Here is a 22,783-nt window from a genome sequence, read left to right as displayed (position 1 = left end):
AGTGAGTTAAAGCAGTAGGGCATTCGTACTAGTTGCTAAATAGGTAATGACTGAAATTCAGCTGAGCTGAAAGGAAATCCGCTAATAAATTCCCTTTGAGAGTGGAGGTTGTTCAGACCCATGAAGGGGTCGGTAAGCTGCTGAATATGGATGGGCAAAGGCTTGATGCATAGATTTTCGCTTGGTAAGTTTTCTAAGGCAAAACCTTAAAAAAACACATTAAAATTTTAAGCACTTCGGCTGGTTTCAGGACTGAAGAAACTCAGCAGCAAAACCTATCAACAAGTCAGTTTCAGAAAAAGTGCCTTTAAAATATTTAAACCCTCTTTTTGCGATGTGCTAACCGGTGTATGCTAGACCTGCCAAGTAGTTCAAAAATTTATATAACTTTAGCTTAATCATTAAAAATGAAAACTTCTCAAAACCTCCCGTAACTACTCATACAGAGCTAGATGCCCTATCAGGAATAAGAAAAAGGATTGCTCGAGTACTATGTAGTAACCAGCAACTGCTTTACTGCCTTGTTGCCAAAAATCTGGTAATTAAGATGTACAATTTTTTTTCACAAGTGGATACTGAGTACCATCCGTTGTAGACAATTTCCTGAAACCTAACATGATGGTAAAAGCATAGAAGACCACGACTGTCTGAGGGGGTGAACAGCGGTAATTTTGCTAACTTGCAGACTATAACGCACAGCTTGAATAAGCAACAAATTAATTTGAATAAACAGATCAGAAACCAGATAAAAGCCATTGCGCTTTACCAGTTCATCGGTGGTATTTTAGGTATAGCACTCACTGTTTGGGTGCTGTTAAGCGGCGAGATGGTGGTAGACCAAATGGCCATGCGCATCGGCCTTTTTGCCGGTGGCCTATACATCTTTTCCATCCTTTGCGGTCGTATGCTTTTCCGCAATCCCCGACGCGGATTGGTGCTCTCCATCGTTAACCAAGTGCTGCAAGTCGTGTACTTTTCCTTTGGCACCTATGCCTTCCAGTATGTAGCGGGACTTCGTATCGGGGTTGGTGTGGACATGGTAGCAGGTTGGATCTTTAAATTCCGGCTAGCCCTCTCCTCCTTCCACTTTAGCGTCGGCACCGACCTGGGCCAGAAATTCATCGGCGTCAACCTGGTTGCCCTGTTTCTGATCTTCTGGATAGAGCGGTTGATGGAGAAGGTAAAAGAGTAGCGCTATACTTATATCAGGTATAGGTATAGACGGCAGCAATACAAGATCATTGTAGAGCTTTATTCTTATTTCGACATTAATGAATGAAGTAAAATGAAAATTTATAAAGCTTTATTCTGGATTACACTAATTGCTGGTTTTACAATATTCTCAATCGGTGCCTATTTGAAATTCACTAATCAGGTTTCTGTAGGGTTGACTGCTGGTAGACTTGGGAATATTCAGCAAGGAACGATAACAGGGTTTAGCGGAATGCTTCTTGGCGTTTTATTGATACTGTTATCAATTTGGACTTATAGAATTTATAGAGAAGAAAAAGAGAAATTTGATAGAATGGAATAAAAGGTTGTTGCCAACAGATATAGGTATAGCTTCAGGCAAATGCAAAAAGCCCCGACCAAATGGCCGGGGCTTTTCATTTATCATAAACAAAAATATTTTGTCCTTTATCAAAAACAATTACGGATTCACATAAGCCGGATCACCGCCATCATTATCCGGCAGGTCACCGCCTTTGGCTCGAAGCTCAGCCAGACCTTTTTTACCATAGGCAATGCGGGTGATCACTACATACAGTACCGGCACCACAAAGATAGCCAGGAAGGTAGCGGCTAACATACCACCAATTACTACCCAGCCAATGGTCTGCCGTGATACGGCACCTGCACCGGCGGCAAGCGCCAATGGTACCACACCCAGGATAAAGGCGAGTGAGGTCATGATGATCGGGCGCAGACGCAATTGCACGGCTTCAATCGTAGCTTCAATCAGATCCATACCCCGGTCTACACGTTCCTTGGCAAACTCCACGATCAGGATGGCGTTTTTCGCTGCCAAACCAATCAGCGTGATCATACCGATCTGGGCGTACACGTTGTTGTCCAACTTAGGCAGTAAGGTGAGCGCCAATATAGCCCCAAACATGCCCAGCGGAATCGCAAACAGGATGGAGAACGGCACTGACCAGCTTTCATAAAGCGCTGCCAGCAACAGAAGCACCAGCAAGATGGAGAGCGAGAAGATGTAGATCGTACTCGCCCCCGCTGCACGCTCTTCACGGCTCAGGCCGGTGAACTCGTAGCCATAACCGGCAGGGAGTACCTCGGCGGCTACTTCCTCCAATGCATCCAGTGCCTGACCACTACTGTAGCCTGGTGCGGCACTACCATTGATATCGACAGAGCGGAACAGGTTGTAGTGAGAAATCACCGCTGCGTTTTCTACTACCCGCGAGGTCACCAGCGCACTGAGCGGCACGGACTGTCCTTGTCTGTTCATAACGTAGTACTGCTTCAAACTCTCGATATCCATGCGGTAGGAAGTGTCGGCCTGCGCCACTACCCTGAAGTTACGGCCGTAGCGCGTGAAGTCGTTCACGTAACGGCTACCCATGTAGGTAGACATCGTCGAGTAAATATCAGCGATGTTCACGCCCAGTCGCTTTGCTTTTTCACGGTCCACGTCAATGTGGTAGCCCGGTGTTTTTGCTGTGAAGAAGCTGTAGGCCATTCCAATCTCAGGACGTGCATTGGCAGCTGCCAGGAACTGTCCCATCACCTGTTCGAGCTCACGCACATCACCGGCCCGGCGCTGCTGCAGCACGAAGGTGAAACCGCCTGACTGCCCCAAACCAGGTATAGCAGGGGGCGCTACAAGACGTACGCTGGCTTCTTTTATACCTGCAATCTTCTGCTGCACTTCAGCCATCACCCCATTCAGGTGCGAAGCCTCGTCCTTCCGCTGGTCCCATGGCTCCAGCTGCACAAAGAAGGTACCGCTGTTTGACTTGAAAGAGAAGTTAATCGCATTCAGGCCAGCAATGGAGGTATAGTTTCGAATCGCTTCCACAGAACCCAACTGGTTACCAATCTCCTCGAGTATCTCCGAAGTACGGCTCATAGAGGCGCCTTCCGGCAGCTCCACTGACACGAACATACGACCTTCGTCTTCGGTAGGTATAAAGCCGGTTGGTTTAGTGGCAAATAGTCCGAAAGTACCCACATAGATACAGATTAGGATGATCAGCACCAGCGGTGTCGCTTTGATACTCTTGCGCACCCCTACCGAATAGCGCTCGGTGGTGCGGGCAAACCAATTGTTGAAGTTGTAGAAGAACTTGTTGATGCCGCGTGAGTCCTTGTTCACGTTCATCGGCTTGAGCATCAGCGAGCAAAGTGCCGGCGTGAGGGTAAGGGCCACAAAGGCGGAGATCAATACAGAGATCGCAATCGTGATCGCGAACTGCTGGTACAATCTACCCACGATACCAGGTATAAAGCCCACAGGTATAAATACCGCCGCCAGGATCAGACCAATGGCAATAACCGGCGCCGTGATATCTTTCATGGCCTTGCGGGTCGCTTCTTTGGCAGAGAGCTTTTCGTGGTCGATGTAGTGCTGCACGGCTTCCACCACCACGATGGCGTCATCCACCACAATACCGATCGAGAGCACGAAACCGAAGAGTGTGAGCGTGTTGATGGTAAAGCCCAGCGGGATGAAGAACACGAAGGTACCGATGATGGAAACAGGTATAGCCAGAATCGGTACCAGCGTCGCGCGCCAGCTCTGCAGGAACAGGAACACCACCAGGATCACGAGGATCAGGGCCTCTACCAGCGTTTTCACCACCTCGTTGATCGACACTTGCACTACTGATACCGTCTCGAACGAGACGATATAGTCCACGTCAGCCGGGAAGGAAGCCTTCAACTCGTCAAGGGCAGCATAGATGCCTTCAGCGGTCTCAAGGGCGTTACTGCCCGGTGCCTGGTACAGGAGCATCATCGTAGCCGGGTTGCCATTGATCTTAGACTGGCGACCATAGTCAAAGCGACCGAACTCGATACGGGCCACGTCGCGCAGGTATACCACCGAACCGTCGGTTTGATTGGTGCGCACAATGATGTCACCAAACTCCTCCTGCGTCTGCAGTCGGCCGGTTACCGTGATCGGGTACTGGAATGCTTGAGTGTTATACTGCGGCGCACCGCCTACCGTACCGGCTGCTACCTGCAGGTTCTGCTCCTGTATGGCCGCTGTGATTTCGTTGGCCCCAATGTTATACTGCGCCAGCTTATCCGGCTGCAGCCAGAGGCGCATACTGAAATCCTGCCCGATAGAGGTGATATCCCCCACCCCGCTTACACGCATCAGGGCATCCTTGATGTAAATGTTGGTGTAGTTGTCGAGGAACTGGATATCGTGGGTGCGGTTCGGCGAGTAGATACCGATCACCATCATGATACTCGGGTTACGCTTACGCACCGTCACGCCCAGTCGCCTTACTTCTTCCGGCAAGGTCGGCTGCGCAATGCTGGCCCGGTTCTGCACGTCCAGCGTCGCAATGTCGATATCGGTGCCCACCTCAAAGGTAACCGACATGTTCATCTGGCCGGTACTCGTGTTGGTGGAAGTGATGTAAGCCATACCAGGCGTACCGTTGATCTGCGTCTCCACCGGCGTGGCCACCGACTGCTCTACCGTCAGGGCGTCAGAGCCAGTATAGTTAGCCGATACCGATACGGTAGGCGGCGAAATATCCGGGTACTGCGTGACAGGCAAATTCATCATGGCCAGCAATCCCACCAGCACGATCACAATCGAGATCACCATGGCGGTGACGGGCCTTCTTATAAATACTTCTGAAATCATCTTGCTTGTTAATCTTCTGAAAGACCTATCTCTGTTTATCTGGCGGCACCCGCCTGTGGCTGACCCTGCTCAGGACCTTCGAGCTGTACTTTAGCTCCCTGGCGCAGTCGCTGTATACCTTCAGTCACAATCTGCTGCCCTTGCTGCAAGCCTTCACGCACGACAATGTTGCCGTTCACGCGTGTTCCCAGCTGCACGTTCTGCTGCACCACGGAGTCACCTTGCACCACATATACATAGTACTCACCCAACTGCTCTGTCACCGCCTTGAAAGGGATCACGATCTGGTCACCCAGGTCCTGGTTCAGCACGTCCAGACTCACGGTCATACCTGGTATCAGTCTTTCATCCGGGTTCGGGAACTGCACACGCACGGTCGTAGTACCTGACTGACGGCCAATGGCTCTGTCAATGGCGACCAGTTTGCCATTGTGCTTGTACTGTTCGCCGTTATTAAAGCGAATCGTGAAAAGTGAATCCGGTTGGTTGCCTTGACGCAGGTTGCTGAAGCGACCAAGCTCGGCTTCGTTGATCACAAAGTCGACTGCGATCGGGTCAGACGACGACACGGTGTTCAGCAAAGGCTGCCCTGGCGATACCTGCGCTCCTACCCTGACCTGCGAAATACCGATCACGCCACTGAATGGCGCTGTGATGGTCGAGTAACTCAGATCGGTGCCTGCGCTGCTCACCTGAGCTTGAGCCGCTGAAACCTGTGCGCGGGCGGTCTGCACTTCGGTGCGGGCATAGTCTACCTGCTGCTTGGCGATGGCGTCGCGTTCGGCCAGGCGCTCGTAGCGCTCCAGGTCCTTCTCAGCGCGGGCCAGGTTGGCTTTGGCGCTCTGCAGACTGGCCTGTGCCTGTTGTATACCTGCCTGGTATTTGTTCTGGTCTATCTCGTATAGCTTCTGCCCTTTTTTGACACGCTGTCCGTCCTGCACAAAAATATTGGTGATATACCCTGATACTTGCGGACGCAGCTCTACTTCCTGCAGCGGCACCACCCTGGCCGGGTATGTATCGCGGCCGGTTACACTTTGCTGCTTTACCTGAATCGTGTTCACCGGAATGGCCATGGCCGCAGGGTTCATCTGCTGCTGTCCGGCATCGTCACCGCCGCAAGACACAAGCATAGTCGGGCTGATGATGGCTGCGAACAGCCAGGTGTATTTATTTTTCATTATCCTGTTTCTCTGATTTTATCGGTTGATGTCTATGTTTCCAAGGGCGCGCTGCAGGTCTAGTTTGCTGGAGAGCACGCCGTAAAGGGCATTGTAGTAGTTCAGCTGGGTGGTACGCAGTTCCGTCTCGGCCACAATCAGGTCCACGTAAGCTTTCACGCCCTCGTCGTACTGCAGCTTGATGATCTCGTACACCTCTTCGGCCATTTCAAGGTTAGACTGAACTGTGCGCCACTCTGTGTAGTCCCCTTTGTAATTGGCTAGGGCCGTTTGGTATTCGGTGTTGATGGCCCTGCGAGCATCTTCGATCTGCACATCCAGGCGGTCTTCCTGCAGCTGTGCAATCTTGAGGTTCTGCAGCCTTCTCGTACCCTGGAAAATCGGCAACGCTACCTGCAAACCAACCGACGAGTTCGGGAAATGCTGATCGTAGAGGTTGGCGAACTCGTTGTTGAAGTACAGGAGGTTGTAGTTAGCAAAAGCCGAAACGGTTGGCAGGAAGCTCCAGCGATTAAAGGCTGTATTCAGCTTCAGGAGTTCACGTTGCGTCTGCAACTGCTGCAATTCCACCCTTTTGTCGAAGGCGATCAGCTCGGTGGTGTCTACCTGTACTTCCTGCTCCATGCGGGCATAATGGTAGGTCAGGTTCAGCTCCTGCTCCACCGGATAGCCCATCAGCTGCTTCAGGTAGGCTACGCTCGCCTTGATGTTCTCCTGCACCCGCTTGCGGTCTGACCGGATGTTGGCCAGTGTGATGGCGGCACGCTGGTAGTCTGTTTTATCAACCAGACCAACCTCGTAGCGGCTGCGGGCGTCGTTGAACTGCTTCTCCTGGCGCGAAATGTTCTGATCCAGGATGCGGAGCTGCTCTTGCGTGAGCAGCACGTTGTAAAAAGCCTTGCTCACTTCTACCACTGTATTGATGCGGGTATCGGTTACCTGCTGATCCAGCAACAGTTTTCTGGAGCGGGATGCTCTGGAGGCGAGCAGCAGGTTGTTGTCAAAAATGTTCTGTGTGGCCTGCAGCGCCAGGTTGGAGTTATACTTCTGACCGAAGGTGATGATCTCCCCTCCGATTGGCTGCTGGGGTCTTTTGATGTTGTAAGTGCTCCCGAAGTTGGCATTGATCTGCGGAAACCAGCCCGAAAGACTGGCTCTGATCTCCCGCTCACCGATCTGCTCATCGATCAGTGCCTGCTCCATCGCCGCCCGGTTTTCCAGCGCATAGCCTACGCATTGCTCCAGGGTGAGGCTGTCCGTCGCGGCTATACCTGTCTTGTCCTGCGCCATCAGGGCGCCCGGAACCAGCAGGCAGGCAATCAGCAGTTGTTTAAAATAGGTAGTTAATTTCATGTATAATTTTGGTGTTCAGCATTTTGATTGAGTATTAAACGTGCAGGTGCAGTAACTGATGGTGCCGTACCCACTTTAGTTTTTTCTTTCTTATTTCATTCAGGCGCTTATTGTTATTGTTTAAACATCAGTGTAAAGGTAATTTTATCTGCTAAAGTCGGCGGCTAACGGTCAAAGGCGATGCCGTCCCAAATAAGCTGCAGTATCTGTTCGAGCTCTTTTCTATCCAGATGGAGTCGACCGCTGCCTGTCAGTTTGGCCATAGAGAGTACACTGCTGTGGGTGAGCGTAGCCAGTATCTTAGGACTCACTTCTTTCAGCAATCCTTCCTGTATGCCCCGCTCAAAAAAGGCGAAAAGCAAGGTATAGAACTTGTCTTCTTCAAGCGGTGGCCTGGCAGCGCTGTAAGGAGAGTTGACAAACTGCTCGAAGAACCTGAGCAGGTTCTGATTGTTCTGGTAAAAGGTATAGAGTCCACCCCATAGGTTGAAGAAGCATTCTTTGAAAGGTATAGCGGCACAGGTTTCCTTCTCCACCACTTCAATAACCTGCTGCTGTGCGTAGTCAAACAGTTCGGTGATGAGCTGCTCTTTGCTCTCGAAGTAATGGTAAATGGTACCCGCTGCCACACCGGCGTGCTTGGCGACCATACTCATTGGCGTACCATGAAAGCCCTTGTCGCGGACCAGTTCCATCGTACTTATGAATATGGCTTTCTTCTTGTCTGCAATCGGCTCCATTCAAATCCCCTTTTAATCCCAATTGAATGTTCATTCGGTCTGCAAAGCTACGTTTGTAGCTACAATTGTGAAAGCTGTTCCGCCAAAAAACTGAATTTTCTGGTCAAACTACTTTAAAAGCATGGCAAATAAACGGGACAGCAGCTGTGAACGTAAATATAGATATAGCGCTCTTTTCACTTAAACCCCACTGCCATGGCACTCGCACATGAACTCCACCACACCCCTCGCGTCAACAGCGCCAACAACCCAGTCTGGATGGATGCCCTGAGAATTCTGCTCGGACTGTTCCTGTTTGTCAAAGGCCTGCTCTTCCTGGAGCATACCACGGATGTGTTCTACATCTTCAGTTCCAGCCAGGATGTTCTCTCTGCCGGTAAGGCCCATTTCCTCACCAGTATGGTACACATAGTAGGTGGCTTGATGATCGCTTTTGGGATGCTTACGCGACTGGCTCTGCTCTGCCAGATTCCGATTCTGGTCGGTGCGCTGCTGATCGTGAACCCACAGCGCGGTGGCATTAGTCTGGGTAACACCGAGTTAATTTTGTCCCTGACTGTCACAGCTTTGCTCCTCTTCTTCATGGTGAAAGGCCCGGGCCGCTACTCCGTTGATAACAAGGTGCTGCGGCAAAGGCAACCAGAAGAAGATCAGGATGTTTAAGCGGCTTGATCTTCCTCAGTACTAAAAAGCCATTCGAAGGCATCGTCTTTGAACATAAAATCACGGGACTCGAAAGGCAAGGGATATCTGTAGGCTATTTCATTGATCGTTTCGATGGATATCTGCTGGAAAATATCGTAACCCATCACGTTTGCTACACGCTTTAGCTTACTATACTGCAGTATCGCAGCAGAGTGTGTAGCAATCCAGTTCTGGTCCTGCAACGATGGTGGCAACATGTGGGTATAGTCCACTAATACCAGTTCAATCTCATTTTCTATTATAAACTGACTGGCAAAATGCATGGCTTCACGGAGTGGTTCTCTCGGTATAATGCCACGCCAATCACTCCAGAACAATTTCTGATCAGGAAAATGCCGTATAGTCACGAAATCCAGCTCAAGCGCCTTCTCAAATTTTTGTAGAATCATGTTCCATGCCGCTTATTATGCTCTATCGTTTATATCTTCATTGAAAGCAGGAATCGTATAGGTTTTACCATTGCCCAGCAGGTGCATCTTCAGGTCGTAAATTGTAAAGGGATCACCTGATTCTATTTCGTAAATATTGGTGCTGCTAATGTCCATGCCATCCAGAATGGTAACCAGTCCGCTGCCTACCACCTCTATCTCCATCCCCTTTTTTACAAGTATGGCCGTGTCTTCTTCCAAACCAATACCGATGCAACCCGGGTTCTGAGCCACTGCCTGCGCCATGCGTATAATGCGGCCGCGGTCTATAAAATGCGTATCAATCGCAACGTTTTTGAGCAGGTCGAGTCCGGCGGTAGCACTCATTTGATCTTTCAGCATACCGCCCTGCGCCTCGCCTTTGTAGATCATGTTGGTCGACATAGCCGAAGCGCCCGCACTGGAACCGGCCACCACGAGCTTTTCATTCATGTACCGCTCCTTGATGCGTTCCATAAAGGGGCTACCGCCGAGGATGGATGTCAGCCGGAGCTGATCGCCCCCGGTTAGCATGATGCCGGCCGCTTTGTCAATCAGTTTTATTTTCTCGGGGTCTTTGGCTTCGTCGCGGGTCCTGACATCCACTACCTGGACAGTATTAACTCCTAGTTCTCTAAATAACTTTACATACTCCTTTGCAATCGGTTCAGGTTCACTGGAGGCAGCTGGTACCACTAACACTAACGGATCTTTTCCCTGCAGCTCTTTTACAAATCGCTTCAGTATTTGCTCACTTATAAAACTGGAGTTTTCGTCCTGCGATTCTGGACGCTCTTCTTCGCTTTTACTTTCTTTGCCCCCTATGGCCAGCAGTGTACCCTTAGGTATAGGAAAGCCCAGCTGCCGGGCCTTCTTTTCTATAGATTTACTTTTTGCTGCCATTCATACTACCATTAAAATACTGCTGATCAATGATATACTATATACTACCGGTTGGCCTATAAGTTGGGGCTTTAGCGGGGCATTTTGCGCAGTACCGCGCGTCTGAATTATTACCTGTTTTGCTAAGTAATCAGATCAGATTTTTCTATGTCATCCCATCGATAAACACCCTCAGCTCCTGGTATACCTGTGCCAGCTTTTGTGGCGGGAAATGCGCATTCAGGCCACTGGGATTAGGCAGCAACCATAGCCTGGTGTTCCCGATGGTCTGCTCTTGCATACCTATACCTGCATTTGCTTTCCCGAAAGCCACACGATAGGCTGAAATCCCCAATAAAGCCAGCACCTGTGGCTGATACGCGATCACTTTCTCCACCAGTTTGATCCCGCCTTCTATCAGCTCCACAGCTGATAACTCAGCGGCATTGGCTGTTGCCCTATCCACGATGTTAGTGATCCCAAAGCCCAGGTCCAGCAAGCCTTTTTCTTCTTCGGGCAGGTATAGCCGGGGCGTAAAACCGGCAGCATGCAGGGTTGGCCAGAAACGGTTGCCCGGGCGGGCGAAGTTATGCCCTATCACAGCCGTGTAAAGCCCCGGGTTGATACCGCAGAAAAGGACTTTGAGGTTGGGCGCAATGATATCAGGTAGTGTTCTTCCGTTGGCGGCTGCCAGCTCTTCTTTGGTAGGTCTTCGTTTTTGAGGTTGCATACCTTTGCTTTACTAATACCAGGTGCTTACAGTTATAATTTGGTTGGCACACCTTGGGCTTTGGTAAATCTGGGTAAAAAGAACATAGATTTTAGTTTAAGCTGTAGCTCTTTCAAGTTCTACACTTTTAGTTATGTTGTTGACTTAAAACAAGTGAGTAATAGTGTAAAACTTAAGCCAATTTATTATATGTTCTACAATACATAATCAATTAATAAAGTCATAGAAAGAGTAAGGGTTTTGGTATATTAGCTAATTAATAGTCTTTTATAGAATACACCTAAAAAAATCAGTAGATATTAATTGTACTGTAGGAATAATGAGTCAATCAGGAGATAAAGACCAATACGCTGAAGAAATTAAAAAAGCATGGCAACTTTTTGAAAATCAAAAACTCGAAGATGCGGAACGAATTTGTATTAGGCTTAAGCAAGATTTCCCCGAAAAATTAGGATATAATTATCTCCTTGGATGCATATTCTTTAACCGTAATGATTATAGTAGCTCTAAGAAAGAACTACAGTTAGCATTGTTAAAAGATACTGATAAGAAGTCAGGTGGTTGGATAAATTATCTACTGGGAAAAATTCATAATGATTATTTCTTTGATGGAGAAAATGAATTCTATGATAAGGAGTTGGCAATTAGAAAATATGAAGCGGCTTTGAAATATAAAGATTTCCCAGAAGGTGTTATCTCTGAACTTCACACTTTATACAAAAATGACTATAAGAAAATAAGCCTCTATAAAAGTGCTCTAATCACGTTTCCTAAAAATCCAGAGTATTACATTACACTTTCTGATATATACAAAAGGAAGCATAAATATGCAGAACAGTTCTGCACTCTATCTGAGGCAGTTAATCAAGATTTAAGTTCATCTACTGTTATGTATGAATTAGGGAAGTATTATGCTGGTCAAAAAGACTATTCTCAGGCACTAGAATATTTTTCTAAATCTATGGTCCTTTGTGATAATCAAGATTCTCATTTCGCTATAAATATTGCAATCGCTAATACTTATTATCAACAAAGCTTACATGAAAAAGCTGAAGAATACTACAAGCTAGCATTTATTGCTAAAAGTGAAAGTTCAGATTGTTGGTTTGGATTTTTTGGATTACTCTCTACTTTTAATATTGCTAAATCTTTCGATAAAATTGAATATTTAATAAAATCTCTTAATCTGACTAGCGAGGTATTTCCATTTAATGATTGGTTAGGAGACGAACCTATTTATTTAGATCCACACTCTCCCAGGGTACCAGAGATAATATTCCCATATAAGGAAATAGTTAAAATTTTGAATCAAGTAGAAAAGAAAAATCACGAAGAAGAACTTGTTGGTCGTATAAATTTAATTAAATGCTTACTACATAAGCTTGACCAAGCAGCACCAGAACGATTTGTGACATTAAGAAAAGCTATTTCTAGTTTGGACGCTTGGCAATATGACTTCCTTATACAGGAACTTGTATATTCATATTCTGACTATTTTAGTGATAGTTTTGAAAAAAATGCCAGCGTATCTTCCCTATTGTCACATCTAAGTTTAGATCTAGAACAACATTACAGTTTTAAGAATTTATTTTGTGACTACCTTAGTGACATATTAGATGAACTACACTCTAGGAAATATTATAAGGAAATAGCAAAATTATATGGCCAATTTAGCAGCAAGCAGTTGGAGGAAATCAATTCTTGGTTTGAGTTTGCATATGCTTTCAACGAAATTGGAAAGACAGAAAAAGCCAAAAATATTTATAATAAATATATTGAAATTAATGGAGAGCATAGTTCTGTTTTAAACAATCTAGCTAATATTTATAAAGTTGAAGACAAGATAGATAAAGCAATAGAACTATATAATAAGGCTCTTCAATTAGACGAGAAAAATGAACTAGCACAAAAAAATTTATCATTAGCTCTTGAACGAAAAAAGATTATTGATAGGGCGAAGAGTGAGAGATTAGCTATTGAAAAAACCTTTTCTAATTCTATAAACTCGCTCAAGGAAGAAAACTTCTTTTCCATAGAAACACTACATACATTTTTACTTAACATTAAGAAAGAAGAAGATTTTGATAATTGGAGAGTACCAATACAAGATGAAATGTTTCCCGTCTTAATGAAAACAACGAGGACTAAAGCTAACTCACTTAGAAGTAACTGGCTAGCTAAAAATTATTTAATAGATACAACCGAATTTGATGAATACAATATTCCGTATTACCTGGTTAATCCACTTCTTGAAAATAAAATTGAAGAACTAAGATCAATTGTATCTGAAAGTTCAATGCCACTATGCTGGACTAATGGATTAGAGAATTTATCTATCCAAAAACTAGATGAAATTGAATACTTTAGATTAAGCAAAAAAATAAGCAAAATAGGGAAGAAGTATAAAACACTAATAACAAGAGACTTTGACGAACTGGTTTTTAACCATTTGATAGGAAATATAAAATCTACTGTAGTGCTTTCAGGTTCTTTTGTAGAATTGATACTTACCTACTTCTGTGAGAAAAAGAAGTTAAAAAGAATTACTTATTCAAAACCATCTGGTGGCAGCGTAAGCAAAAACTTATATGACTGTGTTCTTTCTGATTTAATTATATTTATTGAACAAAATAATTTATTAGGAACTGAATTTTTTCATCTTACAAATTTGTCCAGAGTTTATAGAAACTACGTTCACCCTGGATTAGAATTAAAAAACAGTCTTGATAAAACTAAGTCAGATATATGTTTTATAAGCTCAATTCATATTATGAAGAAAGTTCTTTTGAATGAAAAGTAATGCATAAGCCGACACGCAGCCTATACTCTGCGTGTCGGCTTCTTTTCCTCCTCTCCCTTAACTTACATCAATTCAAAATAATGGCTTTTACCCAGTTTTATCTTTATAGCACCCTCCAGCTTTGATCTCGATTTAGAATTTTCCTCTTAAAAGTTTATACATAACTTTCTTATGCAAAACATTCTTATATATTTGCAGTATGAAAAACAGTTCACTTTATAAAGGCAGTCTCTCGACCATCATCCTAAAGCTGTTGGAAGAGAACGACAGGATGTATGGGTACGAAATAACTCAGAAAGTTAAGGAGCTGACAGCCGGAGAACTCAATATTACCGAAGGCGCCCTATACCCTTCGCTCCACAAACTCGAGGCCGAAGGGCTGCTGCAGGCAGAGATGGTGCATATCGGCAACAGGATGCGGAAATACTATAAGTTGACAGAGGCAGGCAAAAAAGAAACAGCGGATAAGCTGGCCGAGCTGAAAGGCTTTATTGAGCAAATGCAGTTGATCATGAACACTAACTTAGCTAATCCCTCAAAAGCATGAAAAAGGAACTGACAGCCACAGACATCGAAAAACTGTATGCCTTCTTACAGAAGAAGTTTGTAGATACCTATGATATTCAAACGGAGCTGGTCGACCACCTTGCATCTGACATCGAGAAACAATGGGAAGAAAATCCTGAGCTGACCCTCGACGAGGCGATTCAGAAGGTATACAAGAGCTTTGGCATTTTCGGCTTTACGGATGTGTATGAAAAGCGGGTAGCTGCCATTCAAAAAGAGCATATGCTGCTGTGGCTACGGACTTTCTTAAGTTTCTTTAAACTGCCCTACCTGCTGCTTTCGCTTGCACTTTTCGTCGGTTTCCAATTGGCGCTCACCTCACTCGATCCAGCTATGGTCAAACTGGTCAGCCTGGGAGGGCTCACGGCTGCCATTCTGTATTTTGCAGTAAAGGAGTTTGTTTACCTAAGAAGGAACTTACAAAAGAAGCTGTCAATCATGCAGTATACCTATGGGTTTATGCCGCTGATGTATTTCCCGATGTACCTGAACTATATGGTCCTAGAAAAACTGATCCCGGAAGCCATCTGGCCCTATGCCCTGCATATCACCATCTCTTTCATCCTAACCATTGCTTACATCGACACGATAGTTAAAATTAAGCAGAGAGCCCAAAAGATATATCCTGCTGCCTTTGCCTAAGCTATGTGTTAGCAAGGGTATCAATCTACAACGCTATACCTGTAGCAAACGAACGCCACGCAATCTACACCTTGCGTGGCGTTGGCTTATTTTACGCTGCTACACCTTACACCAACTCAAAGTAATGCCGCTTCCCCAGCTTGATTTTAGTCTCTGGCATTAGTTTTACCTTCTCCTGCGCATGTAGCACCTTTTCATCATTCACGGTCACACCTCCCCCATCGATCAGCCTTTTCAGGTTGGCCTTGCTTTCGTTTTGGAGTAATAGTTTGCAAAGGTCAATCACCGTTACTTCGCTTTCTATACCTTCTAGTTCTTGCAGGCTCACCGGTGTGAAATTCTTCTCCTGGAATGTCTTGCTCTGGAAGCGCTGCGCAAAAAACTCCTGCGCCTTCATAGCTTCCTCCTCGTTGTGGTACTGGCCGATCACGTTTAGGGCGATGGCTTTTTTGAGCGTCATCGGGTTCTCTCCCTGCGCCAGTTTCTCCTGCCATTCCTGCTTTTCGGCCTGGCTGAAATCAGTTACCAGTTGCAGGTAGTCGGGTAGCAGCGTGTCAGGTATAGACATGATTTTGCCGAACATCTCGTTTGGTTCGTCTGTCAGCCCGATGATGTTGTTGAGCGACTTGCTCATCTTCTCGTGCCCGTCGGTACCGCGCAGTAAAGGCATGCACATCACAATCTGTGGAGACATACCCTCAGTCTCCTGCAGCTGTCGTCCCATGGTGCAGTTAAAGAGCTGGTCAGTGCCGCCCATTTCTATATCGGCCTGTATCTTCACCGAGTCGAAACCCTGCATGATCGGGTAGAAAAGTTCGTGCATGGCAATGGGCGTGTTCTCCTGAAAACGCTTGCTGAAGTCGGTGCGGTGCATGATCTGCGCCACCGTCACTTTCGACAGCAGCTGTATCATTTCAGATAGCTGCAGTGCGTCGAGCCAGTCGGAGTTGTACACGATCTCGCAGCGGCTCACGTCCAGGATTTTGGAAAGCTGATTCACGTAAGTCTGTGCATTAACCGCTACATCCTCTTTACTGAGTGGCGGTCGTGACTTGTTCTTGCCGGTAGGGTCGCCAATCCGGGCTGTAAAGCTGCCGATCACGATCACGATGCGGTGGCCCAGGTCCTGAAACTGCTTCAGCTTCTTCAGCACGATGGCGTGCCCCAGGTGCAGGTCGGGCGCCGTTGGGTCAAAACCCAGTTTAATAACCAGTTTGCGGTTCTCCCGCTCGGCCTGCTCCAGCTTTTGCTCCAGGCCGTTTTCAGGCAGAAAAATCTCTATGTTTTCTTTTAATGCATTCATTTTTGGGGATGTTTTTAAAATTTTGGACATAAAAAAAGCCCAGGCGGATGCCTGGGCTCATGGTATAGAAGTGTTTTTACTTACAATGCTATGCAGTACAGCAATGCACATACCTTTCCCAGACATACACGAGGGTGTAATAATCGTTGTAGAATGGGTATGGCAATATGTGCTGCTGTTTTGTCATCTTATGTATAACAATGCAAAATTGCTATTTCCTCTCAACTATTACAAGTATTTAAAAGTTCTTCCTTCTGTAAGTATATTTTTCACTGACTGGCCCCGATCCACGCCTCCAAACTAAACAAAGGGTACCGGCTTTTTCAGTCTCAAAACTTTATACCCCGCTCTCTCCTACGCTTCTCCGAAAAATATCCTTACTTTTGGACTGAAATTGGCAATCCAGGAAAATTCGAATTTAGATGAGCAACAATCAGGAGATCCTTCTCTCCACACTGTTACCTCAGTTAGTAAGTACATATTGTCGTGCTGGCAATATGATCACGCTAGAAATGCCTCTGAACCTGGCACCCCTACCTGCCCAATTATCTCAATTTGAACCGTATCTTTGCGTATAGAAATAAAAACTAAGCATGCTTCACTTCTTTTTTAGTCAACCTGATACAGTGTACGCCTTACAAAGCGAAGGTGAACTGAACGCTACTGACATCCAAAAACTGGAATGGTTATTCGGCAACGCCACTCTAAAGCAGGAAACTGTGCTGAGTGGCTTTTTTGTTGGCCCACGTGCTGCCATGATCACGCCCTGGAGTACCAATGCCGTGGAAATTACCCAGAACATGGGCATCGAAGGTATAATCCGGATCGAAGAGTTTGCCATCGTAACGGAGGATTTCACGGATTTTGACCCGATGCTATCGCAAAAGTACAAGGGTCTTGATCAGGAGATTTACACGATCAACATACAGCCGGAGCCTGTGCAGCCGGTAACGGATATTTCGGCTTACAACAAACAGGAAGGGCTTTCGCTGAGTGAGGAAGAGGTGGAGTACCTGAACAAGCTATCTGAAAGAGTTGGTCGTCCGCTAACTGATTCTGAAGTATTCGGCTTCTCGCAGGTGAACTCAGAGCACTGCCGCCACAAGATCTTCAACGGCAAGTTTGTGATCGATGGCGAAGAGAAACCAAGCTCTCTGTTCAAACTGATCCGCAAAACATCTGAGACCCACCCGAACGATATCGTTTCGGCTTACAAAGATAATGTGGCTTTTATCAAAGGGCCTGTGGTGCAGCAGTTTGCACCGAAGCGTGCCGATGTGCCTGATTATTACCAGGTGAGTGATTTTGAATCGGTTATTTCGATCAAAGCAGAAACACACAACTTCCCGACCACAGTAGAGCCTTTCAACGGCGCCGCTACAGGTTCTGGTGGTGAGATTCGCGACCGCCTGGCCGGTGGACAGGGTGCCCTTCCGCTGGCTGGTACTGCCGTGTACATGACCGCTTTGTCGCGACTGGAGAAAGACCGTCCGTGGGAACAAGCGACGCAGGAAAGAAAGTGGCTCTACCAAACGCCGATGGATATCCTGATCAAGGCTTCCAATGGTGCGACTGATTTCGGTAACAAGTTCGGACAGCCGCTGATCACGGGTTCGGTGCTGACGTTTGAGCACGACGAAAAAGCGGATCAGATCGAGGCTCCACGCAAGTTGGGCTATGACAAAGTAATCATGCTGGCAGGTGGCGTTGGCTACGGCAAAGCAAGCCAGGCTCAGAAAGGACACCCGAAAACGGGTGATAAAATTGTGATCCTGGGTGGTGAGAACTACCGCATCGGTATGGGTGGTGCAGCCGTATCGTCTGCCGACACCGGCGAGCATGGGACAGGTATAGAACTGAACGCCATTCAACGCTCTAACCCGGAAATGCAGAAGCGTGCAGCCAATGCCATTCGTGGCATGGTGGAGAGCGAGCACAACCCAATTGTTTCCATCCACGATCACGGTGCGGGTGGCCACTTAAACTGCCTTTCAGAACTGGTGGAAGAAACAGGTGGTAAAATAGACCTGGATAAACTGCCGGTAGGCGACCCTACCCTTTCAGCCAAAGAGATCATCGGCAATGAATCGCAGGAACGAATGGGTTTAGTGATTGGCGAAAAAGATATTGAAACCCTGCAAAAGATAGCGGAGCGTGAACGTGCTCCGATGTATACCGTGGGCGACGTGACCGGCGACCACCGTTTTACTTTCGAGTCTGCCTCTACGGGCCAGAAACCGATGGACCTGGAGCTGAGCGACATGTTTGGCAGCTCGCCTAAAGTGGTGATGAACGACAAGACCGTTGCCCGGAAATACCAGGCGGTGACTTACGAACAAAGTCAACTGCATACCTACCTGGAGCAGGTGCTGCAACTGGAAGCTGTTGCTTGTAAAGACTGGCTCACGAATAAAGTGGACCGCTGCGTGGGTGGCCGTGTAGCGAAGCAGCAATGCGCTGGCCCGCTGCAATTGCCACTCAACAACTGCGGCGTGATGGCACTGGACTTCCAGGGCAAAGAAGGTATAGCTACTTCCATTGGCCACGCCCCTATCTCAGCCCTGATCGATCCGGCAGCGGGTAGCCGCAATGCGATCGGCGAATCACTTTCAAACATCGTGTGGGCTCCGCTGAAAGACGGCCTGAAAAGCGTTTCACTTTCTGCTAACTGGATGTGGGCTTCCAAGAACGAAGGAGAAGATGCTCGTCTGTATCAAGCAGTAGAGGCCTGTTCTGAATTCGCAATTGCCCTGGGCATCAACATCCCGACCGGCAAGGACTCGCTATCTATGAAGCAGAAGTACAAGGACGAGGATGTAATAGCACCAGGTACAGTGATCATTTCAGCTGCCGGTAACTGCAGCAACGTACGCCAAGTGGTAGAGCCGGTGTTGCAGCACAACGGCGGCAACATTTACTACATCAACCTGACCAACGATACCTTCAAACTGGGTGGATCTTCTTTTGCGCAGGTTGTCAACAAGATAGGTAACGAAACGCCTGATATCACTGATGCGGCCTTGTTCAAGAATGCGTTTAACACGCTGCAGCAGCTGATCAAAGAAGATAAAATAGCGGCAGGTCATGACATTGGCAGCGGCGGTTTGATCACCACCCTGCTGGAAATGTGCTTTGCCGACAATAATCTGGGCGCTTCCATCGACCTCACGTCACTGGGCGAAGCAGACAGCATCAAAGTACTGTTTGCCGAGAACATTGGTATCGTATTCCAGGCTTCGGCAGACATTGAAGAAACTCTGAAAGCGAACGATGTTCCATTCTATAAAATAGGCACGAGCACTTTAAGCGCTACGCTGGAGCTTAAAAACGGCGAAGCAACCTACAGCTTTGACATCGCACAGCTGCGTGATACTTGGTTCAAGACTTCCTATTTGCTAGACATCAAACAAAGTGGTCCTCACAGCGCCAGAGAGCGTTTTGAGAATTATAAAAAGCACGAACTGACTTACACCTTCCCGGCAGGATTTGACGGCAAAAAACCAGTCATCGACAGTTCTAAGCCAAGAATCAAGGCGGCGATCATCCGGGAGAAAGGCAGTAATTCGGAGCGCGAAATGGCCAACGCCATGTATTTGGCCGGCTTCGACGTGAAGGACGTGCACATGACCGACCTGATCTCAGGAAGAGAAACCCTGGAGGATATCCGCTTCATTGGTGCCGTGGGTGGGTTCTCTAACTCGGATGTACTGGGTTCTGCCAAAGGTTGGGCCGGTGCCTTTATGTACAACGAGAAAGCGAAGACTGCCATTGAGAACTTCTTCAAGCGCGAAGACACGCTATCGGTAGGTATATGCAACGGCTGCCAGCTGTTTGTGGAGCTTGGTTTCATCACGATGGGACACGATCAGAAAGCGAGAATGCTGCACAACGTGAGCCAGAAACACGAAAGTATCTTTACTTCCCTGACCATCCAGGAAAACAAATCGGTGATGCTTTCGAGCCTGGCCGGTGCTACATTGGGTGTTTGGGTATCACATGGCGAAGGTCGCTTTAGCTTGCCGCACACCGAGGACAAATACCAGATCGTGTCAAAGTACGCGTACGAAACCTATCCGGCCTGCCCGAACGGCTCTGACTACAACACTGCCATGATCTGCGATGAAACAGGACGTCACCTAGTGATGATGCCACATATCGAACGTTCGCTCCTGCAGTGGCAGTGGGCGCACTATCCGAAAGGACGTCACGATGAGGTATCGCCTTGGATGGAAGCCTTCGTGAACGCCAGAAAGTGGCTGGAAGCGAACCAATAGGTATAGCAATCACCTTATAAAAAAGGCGCTCCGGGAATTCCCGGAGCGCCTTTTTTATAAGCTAAAATCTACTATTTTCAGGTATAACGGTCAGATACTGTGCAGCTGCTGCATATAAGATGCTCCTACCGGCACTTCATTTCCTTTGATGCATACCTGGTGGCGCTCTATCTTATCAATCTGCTTTTTGGCGACGATATACGAACGATGCACACGCACAAAACTATCAGCAGGCAATTGCTCGCTCAGTTCCTGTATGGTCATTCGCGAGAGCAGTTTCTTTCCTTCCAGCACGAACGTCACATAATTGCCCGCCGCCTCCAGGTATAGGATCTCGTCGTAGTGCACCTTTACCTGCTCGTAACCAGTTTTGAGGAAGAGGTAATCTTTCACCGGAGCTGTCGTACCGCGCAGTTGCAGCAATTCCTGTGCTTTGTTACAGGCCTTGATAAACCGGGGCAGCGAGAACGGCTTCAGCAGGTAATCAACTGCATCCAACTCAAAGCTGGTGACGGCATGTTCAGAGTAAGCCGTCGTGAAGATCACCATCGGCTTTTTCTGAAGGCTCGTCACAAACTCTAGTCCAGAGATGTCCGGCATTTTGATATCCAAAAACAGCAAGTCAATCGGTTCGTTTTGCAGGAACTCCAGCGCCTGAAAGGCATCCGTAAAACAACCCACCAGCTCCAGGTAAGGCACCTTGGCAGCATGTGCCCGTACCACTTCCAGCGCCATTGGCTCGTCGTCTATTGCTATTGCTTTCATACCTGTTGCTATACCTTGTATGCTATACCTGCTTTAAATATACTTATAATTGGAGTGTGAGGTGCACAAAGAACTCTTCCGGCGTATCGCGGATAATCAGTTCGTGTCTGTCCGAATACAAATGCTCGAGACGCTGCTTCACATTTTTTAGCCCTATACCTGATTTATCCTTCTCCGGATCCTGCTCAGACTTCTTCTGCTTGCTGTTATATACGTCAAAATACAGCTTATCCTTATCGGTATGCAAGGTGATCCTGATCCAGGATTTGTGCTTCAGGCTGATACCGTGTTTAAAGGCGTTCTCAATGAAAGGAATGAGCAACATCGGGGCAATGTACTTATCTCCTACCACCTCTTCTATCTTCGTCTCGATCGAGATGTTTGGCGAGGCCGAGGTGCGCAGCAGCTGCAGGTCAATGTAATTGCGCATGTACTCGATTTCGCGGGAGAGCAGGATTTTTTGCTGATGATTTTCGTGCAGCATAAAGCGCATCATGTCACCCAGCATCTGTATACCTTGCGCGGTGCGTTCGCTGTTTTCCTGCAAAGCTGTACCGTAGAGCGTGTTCAGGGCATTGAACAAGAAGTGCGGGTTGATCTGGGAACGCAGGAAATCGAGGTTGGCACTTGTCGATCCAAGTTCCTTCTTGAGTACAAATACTTCCTCTCTCCCCTTCATCTGGCGCTTAAACAGAAACCAGACAAAAGGCACTGTCACCACCAATTGGAACAGGGAGTTGAAAAAGCTCAGGCCAAAAGCGTGGTCTTCGTCATGAAAGAACATCAGCAGCAAAAATGCAACCGGCAAATAGGCCAGTATGACTACCAGTAGTGATACGAGAAGGTATTTCCTGAAAGGACGTTCTGACTTGAGCGCATTCGGGATCAGATAATAGAAAGCACCGCAATATAGCAGCAAGGCGCTAAGCGATACGATCGCCAGGGTCAGCGTGAACTCCATCTCTAAATTGAAAACCATCAGTAAAAACACACTGATCATCCAGATGATAAAGGCCGTTAGCGTGTCGCGGTTGATAATCCGGTAACGGGCCGAGATTGCCGTAGCATTGGCAATCAGGTAGAGCCCACTGTACTTGATAAAGGTGTAGATACCGACCAGCAGCAACAGAAACAGCGCATGACGGAAGCTATCCTGAAAGATCAGGCCATAGTCTTGCTCACCACTATAATCCCAGGTTAACAGGTAGCTTTTGGTATAGGTGTCGAGCACGCCCGCCACGAAGGCATAGGTCAGGTATAGCCCAAGCAGCAGCAGGGAATAAAGGGGCACGCGTTCCTTCTGCATCAGCTTGGGTATGATCCTGAAGTTGAGGAACAGAAAGCCCAGGTATAGCAAGGTATATCGGATCAGCTGTGGCCAGAAATAATGCTTGTAAAAGTGATACTCGATCCCTGCCCTTTCAAAAAACCACTGGTTAGGTTCGTAAGAAGTAGAGAGCGAAAAGATCGAAAAAACAAAGATGGCAGTAGCCACCCAGAACTCTATTTTAGCCGTCTGGAGTGGCTTAGCGATGTGGTTGTCCAGTGTCATATCATTCATAAAACAATGATAAATTAAAGCGTTGAG

17 protein-coding genes are annotated in these 22,783 nt (G+C 47.2%); 7 read left to right on the top strand and 10 right to left on the bottom strand.

Annotated features, from left to right (window positions below):
* Positions 1-721: 721 nt before the first annotated feature.
* Together Q1A54_RS18160 and Q1A54_RS18155 are read left to right on the top strand one after the other, a co-directional pair.
* The gene (locus tag Q1A54_RS18160; protein WP_299990938.1) at positions 722-1,192 is read left to right on the top strand and encodes a hypothetical protein; all 471 of its coding nucleotides are present in this window, start codon (positions 722-724) and stop codon (positions 1,190-1,192) included.
* Positions 1,193-1,285: 93 nt separating this feature from the next.
* Positions 1,286-1,534: a hypothetical protein gene (locus Q1A54_RS18155; RefSeq protein WP_299990936.1), complete on the top strand. Its 249-nt coding sequence runs from the start codon at positions 1,286-1,288 to the stop codon at positions 1,532-1,534.
* 117 nt (positions 1,535-1,651) lie between these two features.
* Here Q1A54_RS18155 and Q1A54_RS18150 read toward each other — a convergent pair whose 3' ends face one another.
* The 4 genes from Q1A54_RS18150 to Q1A54_RS18135 all read right to left on the bottom strand — a co-directional run bounded on the left by Q1A54_RS18150 (position 1,652) and on the right by Q1A54_RS18135 (position 8,120).
* A complete protein-coding gene (locus Q1A54_RS18150; protein ID WP_196120641.1) occupies positions 1,652-4,846 on the bottom strand; it encodes a multidrug efflux RND transporter permease subunit in 3,195 nt (1,064 codons plus the stop codon).
* A 35-nt stretch (positions 4,847-4,881) separates the two neighbouring features.
* Complete coding sequence (locus Q1A54_RS18145; protein ID WP_299990933.1) at positions 4,882-6,027, bottom strand: efflux RND transporter periplasmic adaptor subunit; 1,146 nt, start codon at positions 6,025-6,027, stop codon at positions 4,882-4,884.
* A gap of 18 nt (positions 6,028-6,045) precedes the next feature.
* Positions 6,046-7,380, bottom strand: coding sequence for a TolC family protein (locus Q1A54_RS18140; protein WP_299990931.1), 1,335 nt, complete (start codon positions 7,378-7,380; stop codon positions 6,046-6,048).
* A gap of 164 nt (positions 7,381-7,544) precedes the next feature.
* Positions 7,545-8,120 carry a TetR/AcrR family transcriptional regulator gene (locus tag Q1A54_RS18135; protein ID WP_299990929.1) on the bottom strand — a complete coding sequence of 192 codons (576 nt, stop codon included), beginning with the start codon at positions 8,118-8,120 and terminating at the stop codon, positions 7,545-7,547.
* Between the two features lie 195 nt (positions 8,121-8,315).
* On the opposite strand from Q1A54_RS18135, the gene Q1A54_RS18130 reads away from it, so the two are divergent.
* Positions 8,316-8,783 carry a DoxX family protein gene (locus Q1A54_RS18130; protein ID WP_196120645.1) on the top strand — a complete coding sequence of 156 codons (468 nt, stop codon included), beginning with the start codon at positions 8,316-8,318 and terminating at the stop codon, positions 8,781-8,783.
* Here the strand turns inward: Q1A54_RS18130 and Q1A54_RS18125 are convergent.
* The 3 genes from Q1A54_RS18125 to mug all read right to left on the bottom strand — a co-directional run bounded on the left by Q1A54_RS18125 (position 8,780) and on the right by mug (position 10,844).
* Complete coding sequence (locus Q1A54_RS18125; protein WP_299990927.1) at positions 8,780-9,214, bottom strand: hypothetical protein; 435 nt, start codon at positions 9,212-9,214, stop codon at positions 8,780-8,782. The genes Q1A54_RS18130 and Q1A54_RS18125 overlap by 4 nt on opposite strands.
* Before the next feature lie 15 nt (positions 9,215-9,229).
* Positions 9,230-10,135, bottom strand: coding sequence for a cyanophycinase (locus Q1A54_RS18120; protein WP_299990925.1), 906 nt, complete (start codon positions 10,133-10,135; stop codon positions 9,230-9,232).
* A gap of 145 nt (positions 10,136-10,280) precedes the next feature.
* Complete coding sequence (gene mug, locus Q1A54_RS18115; RefSeq protein ID WP_299990923.1) at positions 10,281-10,844, bottom strand: G/U mismatch-specific DNA glycosylase; 564 nt, start codon at positions 10,842-10,844, stop codon at positions 10,281-10,283.
* A 319-nt stretch (positions 10,845-11,163) separates the two neighbouring features.
* On the opposite strand from mug, the gene Q1A54_RS18110 reads away from it, so the two are divergent.
* From Q1A54_RS18110 to Q1A54_RS18100, 3 genes are all read left to right on the top strand, one after another.
* Positions 11,164-13,644: a tetratricopeptide repeat protein gene (locus Q1A54_RS18110; protein ID WP_299990921.1), complete on the top strand. Its 2,481-nt coding sequence runs from the start codon at positions 11,164-11,166 to the stop codon at positions 13,642-13,644.
* Between the two features lie 199 nt (positions 13,645-13,843).
* Positions 13,844-14,191, top strand: coding sequence for a PadR family transcriptional regulator (locus tag Q1A54_RS18105; RefSeq protein ID WP_007657775.1), 348 nt, complete (start codon positions 13,844-13,846; stop codon positions 14,189-14,191).
* Positions 14,188-14,853 carry a hypothetical protein gene (locus tag Q1A54_RS18100; protein WP_299990918.1) on the top strand — a complete coding sequence of 222 codons (666 nt, stop codon included), beginning with the start codon at positions 14,188-14,190 and terminating at the stop codon, positions 14,851-14,853. Before Q1A54_RS18105 ends, Q1A54_RS18100 begins: the two co-directional genes overlap by 4 nt.
* Positions 14,854-14,959: 106 nt before the next feature.
* Here the strand turns inward: Q1A54_RS18100 and tyrS are convergent, their stop codons facing one another.
* Positions 14,960-16,156 carry a tyrosine--tRNA ligase gene (gene tyrS / locus Q1A54_RS18095; RefSeq protein WP_299990916.1) on the bottom strand — a complete coding sequence of 399 codons (1,197 nt, stop codon included), beginning with the start codon at positions 16,154-16,156 and terminating at the stop codon, positions 14,960-14,962.
* Positions 16,157-16,749: 593 nt separating this feature from the next.
* Between tyrS and purL the strand changes: the two genes are divergently transcribed.
* Positions 16,750-20,430: a phosphoribosylformylglycinamidine synthase gene (purL, locus tag Q1A54_RS18090; protein ID WP_299990914.1), complete on the top strand. Its 3,681-nt coding sequence runs from the start codon at positions 16,750-16,752 to the stop codon at positions 20,428-20,430.
* Between the two features lie 90 nt (positions 20,431-20,520).
* Here purL and Q1A54_RS18085 read toward each other — a convergent pair whose 3' ends face one another.
* Both Q1A54_RS18085 and Q1A54_RS18080 read right to left on the bottom strand, forming a co-directional pair.
* Positions 20,521-21,195 carry a LytTR family DNA-binding domain-containing protein gene (locus Q1A54_RS18085; RefSeq protein ID WP_299990912.1) on the bottom strand — a complete coding sequence of 225 codons (675 nt, stop codon included), beginning with the start codon at positions 21,193-21,195 and terminating at the stop codon, positions 20,521-20,523.
* A gap of 43 nt (positions 21,196-21,238) precedes the next feature.
* A complete protein-coding gene (locus Q1A54_RS18080; RefSeq protein WP_299990910.1) occupies positions 21,239-22,756 on the bottom strand; it encodes a histidine kinase in 1,518 nt (505 codons plus the stop codon).
* Positions 22,757-22,783 lie beyond the last annotated feature (27 nt).

Source organism: uncultured Pontibacter sp. (genome assembly GCF_947502515.1).
GTDB lineage: Bacteria > Bacteroidota > Bacteroidia > Cytophagales > Hymenobacteraceae > Pontibacter.
The sequence above is the reverse complement of the archived record's forward strand: the minus strand, read 5'-3'. Positions and strand labels throughout refer to the sequence as shown.

Excerpts from the sequence above, each read along its gene's own strand:
- purL (WP_299990914.1), top strand. The coding sequence starts at position 16,750 with ATGCTTCACTTCTTTTTTAGTCAACCTGATACAGTGTACGCCTTACAA.
- Q1A54_RS18100 (WP_299990918.1), top strand. The coding sequence starts at position 14,188 with ATGAAAAAGGAACTGACAGCCACAGACATCGAAAAACTGTATGCCTTC.
- Q1A54_RS18125 (WP_299990927.1), bottom strand. The coding sequence starts at position 9,214 with ATGATTCTACAAAAATTTGAGAAGGCGCTTGAGCTGGATTTCGTGACT.
- Q1A54_RS18105 (WP_007657775.1), top strand. The coding sequence starts at position 13,844 with ATGAAAAACAGTTCACTTTATAAAGGCAGTCTCTCGACCATCATCCTA.
- Q1A54_RS18150 (WP_196120641.1), bottom strand. The coding sequence starts at position 4,846 with ATGATTTCAGAAGTATTTATAAGAAGGCCCGTCACCGCCATGGTGATC.
- Q1A54_RS18110 (WP_299990921.1), top strand. The coding sequence starts at position 11,164 with ATGAGTCAATCAGGAGATAAAGACCAATACGCTGAAGAAATTAAAAAA.
- Q1A54_RS18130 (WP_196120645.1), top strand. The coding sequence starts at position 8,316 with ATGGCACTCGCACATGAACTCCACCACACCCCTCGCGTCAACAGCGCC.
- Q1A54_RS18140 (WP_299990931.1), bottom strand. The coding sequence starts at position 7,380 with ATGAAATTAACTACCTATTTTAAACAACTGCTGATTGCCTGCCTGCTG.
- Q1A54_RS18080 (WP_299990910.1), bottom strand. The coding sequence starts at position 22,756 with ATGAATGATATGACACTGGACAACCACATCGCTAAGCCACTCCAGACG.
- mug (WP_299990923.1), bottom strand. The coding sequence starts at position 10,844 with ATGCAACCTCAAAAACGAAGACCTACCAAAGAAGAGCTGGCAGCCGCC.
- Q1A54_RS18135 (WP_299990929.1), bottom strand. The coding sequence starts at position 8,120 with ATGGAGCCGATTGCAGACAAGAAGAAAGCCATATTCATAAGTACGATG.
- Q1A54_RS18145 (WP_299990933.1), bottom strand. The coding sequence starts at position 6,027 with ATGAAAAATAAATACACCTGGCTGTTCGCAGCCATCATCAGCCCGACT.
- tyrS (WP_299990916.1), bottom strand. The coding sequence starts at position 16,156 with ATGAATGCATTAAAAGAAAACATAGAGATTTTTCTGCCTGAAAACGGC.
- Q1A54_RS18120 (WP_299990925.1), bottom strand. The coding sequence starts at position 10,135 with ATGGCAGCAAAAAGTAAATCTATAGAAAAGAAGGCCCGGCAGCTGGGC.
- Q1A54_RS18085 (WP_299990912.1), bottom strand. The coding sequence starts at position 21,195 with ATGAAAGCAATAGCAATAGACGACGAGCCAATGGCGCTGGAAGTGGTA.
- Q1A54_RS18155 (WP_299990936.1), top strand. The coding sequence starts at position 1,286 with ATGAAAATTTATAAAGCTTTATTCTGGATTACACTAATTGCTGGTTTT.